Here is a 4,436-nt window from a genome sequence, read left to right as displayed (position 1 = left end):
GGGCAATACTAGCGTTTATCTGATTACCGATGATCGACCCTTGCAGGTGCGCGATTGGCTCCCTGCTTTTGCTCAATGGTTGAATGCGCCACCGCCACCGCAGATATCCATTGAGGAGACGTTGCAAATTGATGGGGCAGATACGGTCTACTACGGGACTCAGATGCGAGGTGCCTCGAATGCCAAGGCAAAACGTGAACTGAATTTTCAGCCGCGATCGCTGGAATGGTTAGTTGGAACTGCCGCTGCTTATGCCAGTTAGAGTTCTAGCATTTATAGGGCTAACTCACAAATACTAATGAGAGTGCAGTATGGTGAACACTTTTATCCAAATGTCATTTCTTGTGAATCAGTTCCTAGAGAGCATTTCGAGAAATTAATGGATGTTAACTATACTCCGCTCCCAGTAGTAACTAGGAATAGAAGAATTGGTAGTAGACGGTGGCTGGACTCGATTGATATCAAGTTAAGGAAATCGTTTATGAAAGTTGCTCAATATGGAACAGCGATTGTGGTTCTTCACGCGATCGCTCATGGACTACATGGTTTAGCGCATGTGGAAATCCCAGATCCCCTCTCTCTGCTTCAGATTATTTTTGTTGGCTTTGCGATCTGGCTAATTCCAATCATTGCGTTTTTGAAACAGCATTTAGGCAGTGGTGTCAAAGTTTGAAATAACAGATTGGGCATTGCTGAATCATGGGATGATTTTGCCCAATTTTGAACGAATTTTCAATGGTTTTAACCGTCAATTCATCCCGTATTTATGCAACACCACAGATTGTTTACTATTCATCAACAAAAGGAGAACGTGATGATTGCTCAAGAAAACTCACAAGCGGTGAAAGTTTTGGAAGTTGCAGAAGATCCGCGTCTTTCTAGGGAAGTGAAGGCATTTTTGAAAGTACTGAATTCAGGTGGTGTGGGGTTGGAGACATTAACTCCACTTGAAGCACGCCAAGTACTCGTGGATGCACAGGCTGCCGTTAAAGTCGATCTTTCAGGCATTGAGGAGTCTGAGAAGGCAATTACCGCAGACGGTTATCAGATTACGCTCAATATCGTGCGACCTGAAGGTATCAAAGGCACATTGCCTGTTTTCATCTTTATTCATGGCGGTGGTTGGGTGCTGGGGGATTACCCAACGCACAAGCGCATGGTTCGCGATCTCGTTGTGCTTTCAGGGTTTGCGGCTGTTTTTGTCAACTACACTCGCACGCCAGATGCTCAGTATCCACAAGCGATTAATGAGATCTATGCTGCGACCAAATGGGTTGCCCAGCATGGTGAGGAGATTGGGGTTGATGGCAAAAATCTGGCAATCGTTGGCAACAGTGTCGGCGGCAACATGTCAACGGTAACCACTTTGTTAGCGAAAGAAAAGGGAGGTCCGCACATTAAGCTGCAAATCCTGATGTGGCCGATCGTAGATGCTGACTTTGAAACGAATTCTTATCACCAATTTGGCGAGAAGCGTTTCCTGACTACACCAACGATGAAGTGGATGTATGACATGTACATCCCTGACCCAGAAAAACGCAAAGATATCTACGCCTCTCCATTGCAGGCGACTGTTGAGCAACTCAAAGGCTTGCCTCCAACGTTAATTCAGCTTGCAGAGAGCGATATTTTGCATGACGAAGGTACAGCCTATGGACGCAAGCTAGATGAAGCGGGGATAGAGGTGACAACTGTGCAGTACAACGGCATGATTCATGACTTCGGACTGCTCAATGGTTTAGCTGAACTTCCAGCAACCCGTTCTCTTTTTGTTCAAGCAGCGGCTGAACTGAAGAAATATCTGCAATAGGACACGATCCTTTCTTTGACTATCACTTGTAATTAATTCTTGTTTCTATCAGCTATAGCGATCACGGGCTTGAGACTGTTCTGACTTATCTAATCCTCGTTGGGTAAGTCAGAGACGATCAATCTTTCACATTACGGCTGCAACTCATTTTTGCCTAATTCGTGCAAATGATGAATCATACTCAACACTCATCTGTCATTGCGACCGAAACTCAGTGTAGGGAAGCAATCTCATTAATCTCAAACTACTACAACAGATAGCAACTTAGTATAAGAAGTTTCACGAGGTCTTTGCTAAAGACGTATCGATAGTCGAGGCGCAAGTGCTAGCAGTGACGCAAAAGCCGACTGCCAAGGTGGTTTTTGACCAATCAGTGGAAAGCGCAGCTTGGAAGAAGATTCCCTCATGGTACCTCGTGTCTTAGAAAGAGCGAATGAAATAAGGTCAAACTCAAAAGAGATAGAAATGGATAGCCTATACGACAACATTATTATCGGCGGCGGTAAAGCAGGTAAAACACTGGCACCCGTACTGGTTGCAAATGGATAATTCTCGTACGACACCTGCTAAATCCATGCACCACATCTAATTCTTGTCAACTGATCGCGAACTGAGTCGAGTGTGCTTTGCGATAGCGAAGCGCTGCTACGTTTGCCCTTGGCGTCTGCCCTTAGGAGAAGCGCAGATCGCCTCGTCAACCAATTCAAGGAATAACCCGTATGTCCAAAGAAATTAAACCTTCGATCGTTCTGGTTCATGGTAGCTGGGCTGACGCTACATCATGGCAACACGTCATTCCGCTTTTGCTACAGGATGGCTATACAGTGACCGCTGTGCAAAATCCGCTGACTTCTCTGCCAGATGACATTGCTACAACCAAGCGGGTGATTGATGCCCAACAGGGACCCGTTGTTGTGGTCGGTCACTCCTATGGTGGAGCAGTGATTACAGGCGCGACAGCTGGCAACGAGCAAGTGAAAGCATTGGTTTACATCGCTGGTTGGGCACCAGAGCCAGGCGAAAGCATTAGCCAGTTAATTGGCAGATACGCCCCTCCTCCACTCAGCACAGCAATTGTAGCTGATACAGCAGGCTTTCTATACATTGAGCGTGAGAAATTTCACGAGGTCTTTGCTAAAGACGTGTCACCAGTCGAGGCGCAAGTACTGGCAGTAACGCAAAAGCCTGCTGCCAGCGTAGCTTTTGAGCAATCAGTGGATAGCGCAGCTTGGCAGACGATTCCCTCATGGTACCTTGTGTCTCAGGAAGACCAGGCAATTAACCCTGAGCTTGAGCGATTCATGGCACACCGAATTGGCGCTAAAACAACTGAGATCAAAGCAAGCCATGTGGCCTATATCTCTCATCCAAGAGAGATTGCCAACCTGATTATTGAAGCAGCAAGCTCTGCTGTCAACTAATCCCTATCGCCGATTGAAGTATTAAATGACAGTGACATTGGCGGGTTCGCGACAGCGACAGCCCCTGCCTACCCCAGCGATGTTACTGTCACGTCAACAATGCTCGGAGCTGAAAGCTGGATACAGCAAAACTTTCAATAGCTGTGACTTTGGTTTCATTCAGGTTTGAGGCTTTATTTTTTAGCAGAAAATAAAATTTATATACAAAAAGTGGATACTGGAATCCATCAGTAAAAGATGCGTGTATTAGGCGTTCGATGGCGATAAATTGTAGTTCGTTGATTTCTCCTGTAAAAGATTTCCAAGAATTCTCTAATTTCGATAGAACCTTTTCAAGCGCATCGCTTGTACCAGTGCTGTTGGTTTCAACTGTGTAGGTGCAATAAAGACGTAGTTTTTTCGGTTTGCGAACTCCTTGAATTGTTAATTGTTGAGTACGGCATCGTTCTCCCATCAAGAGATATTGCAGTTCTTTGTTAGGAGCTATATCGCTCAAATTCTTAAGTTGTTGCTGTCGTGATGTGTCGTTGGTAAACGAACTAAGATGGATGGTTAAACGTTCCCCAGATGGTAAATCTTTTAATCCCGATTCAATCGCATCGAAAACTGGATCAATTTGTTCGCTGCGTAGTGTGGAATGAATACCCGTACATTCAAACCCAAATTGAATACTATAGTTATCAACTCCCTTGCGTAGAAGATAAGCACCAATTGAACGCCCTTGTAGATTTATTTGCAACATTGTAACTAGTGCAAATGCATCTTCATTAGCTCGTTGTAAATTGGTAGGAATAATCCTGGTTGACCAAATAAATACAATGAACCATTGCGTTCGACCACACCTGGTAAATTAGCACTAATTTGTTCGACTTGCTTGTTTTCCCAAGAGCGAAAGCCAATAAAATCAACAAACTCACTCAGTCTGCGGACATCAGTTAAATGATTGCGGTGAGCATCTGTTAGATGTAGTTGTGCCAATATCTTTCGGTAGTGTTTGTCTCGTTCTTCTTCACTCAGAACTTTCATTTCATGTTGAGGATTCTGAGGGAGTTGATTGTTATGTATCTGATGTTTGGGTTTCACAGCAACTCTGAAGCGATGGTAGTTGTAGCCATTACATTCTTTAAACTTTGATGGGTAAGCTTGTTGGTAGAGTCGAGGGCGGGTATTATCCCGCGCCCCTCTCTGTTAAATCTGGGCGTGCG

5 protein-coding genes and 2 pseudogenes are annotated in these 4,436 nt (G+C 44.9%); 5 read left to right on the top strand and 2 right to left on the bottom strand.

Annotation, left to right across the window (positions count from 1 at the left end; translation table 11 throughout):
* The 5 genes and pseudogenes from BV372_RS32270 to BV372_RS32255 form a co-directional block, all read left to right on the top strand.
* A pseudogene (locus tag BV372_RS32270) lies at positions 1–262 on the top strand (NAD(P)-dependent oxidoreductase); the annotation flags it as partial.
* 219 nt (positions 263–481) lie between these two features.
* Positions 482–673 carry a hypothetical protein gene (locus BV372_RS32265; RefSeq protein ID WP_086691229.1) on the top strand — a complete coding sequence of 64 codons (192 nt, stop codon included), beginning with the start codon at positions 482–484 and terminating at the stop codon, positions 671–673.
* A 141-nt stretch (positions 674–814) separates the two neighbouring features.
* Positions 815–1,810, top strand: coding sequence for an alpha/beta hydrolase (locus tag BV372_RS32260; protein WP_086691227.1), 996 nt, complete (start codon positions 815–817; stop codon positions 1,808–1,810).
* Between the two features lie 387 nt (positions 1,811–2,197).
* Positions 2,198–2,359, top strand: coding sequence for a hypothetical protein (locus tag BV372_RS36855; protein ID WP_179198311.1), 162 nt, complete (start codon positions 2,198–2,200; stop codon positions 2,357–2,359).
* A gap of 170 nt (positions 2,360–2,529) precedes the next feature.
* A complete protein-coding gene (locus BV372_RS32255; protein WP_086691226.1) occupies positions 2,530–3,231 on the top strand; it encodes an alpha/beta fold hydrolase in 702 nt (233 codons plus the stop codon).
* Between the two features lie 217 nt (positions 3,232–3,448).
* On the opposite strand, the pseudogene BV372_RS32250 reads toward BV372_RS32255, so the two are convergent.
* Both BV372_RS32250 and BV372_RS32245 read right to left on the bottom strand, forming a co-directional pair.
* Positions 3,449–3,997, bottom strand: a pseudogene (locus BV372_RS32250) (hypothetical protein); the annotation flags it as partial.
* Positions 3,979–4,314: a hypothetical protein gene (locus BV372_RS32245; protein WP_086691225.1), complete on the bottom strand. Its 336-nt coding sequence runs from the start codon at positions 4,312–4,314 to the stop codon at positions 3,979–3,981. The pseudogene BV372_RS32250 and the gene BV372_RS32245, both read right to left, overlap by 19 nt.
* Positions 4,315–4,436 lie beyond the last annotated feature (122 nt).

The organism is Nostoc sp. T09, from assembly GCF_002154695.1.
GTDB lineage: Bacteria > Cyanobacteriota > Cyanobacteriia > Cyanobacteriales > Nostocaceae > Aulosira.
The sequence above is the reverse complement of the archived record's forward strand: the minus strand, read 5'-3'. Positions and strand labels throughout refer to the sequence as shown.

Coding starts and splice junctions, on each gene's coding strand:
- BV372_RS32265 (WP_086691229.1), top strand. CDS start 482: ATGAAAGTTGCTCAATATGGAACAGCGATTGTGGTTCTTCACGCGATC.
- BV372_RS32260 (WP_086691227.1), top strand. CDS start 815: ATGATTGCTCAAGAAAACTCACAAGCGGTGAAAGTTTTGGAAGTTGCA.
- BV372_RS32255 (WP_086691226.1), top strand. CDS start 2,530: ATGTCCAAAGAAATTAAACCTTCGATCGTTCTGGTTCATGGTAGCTGG.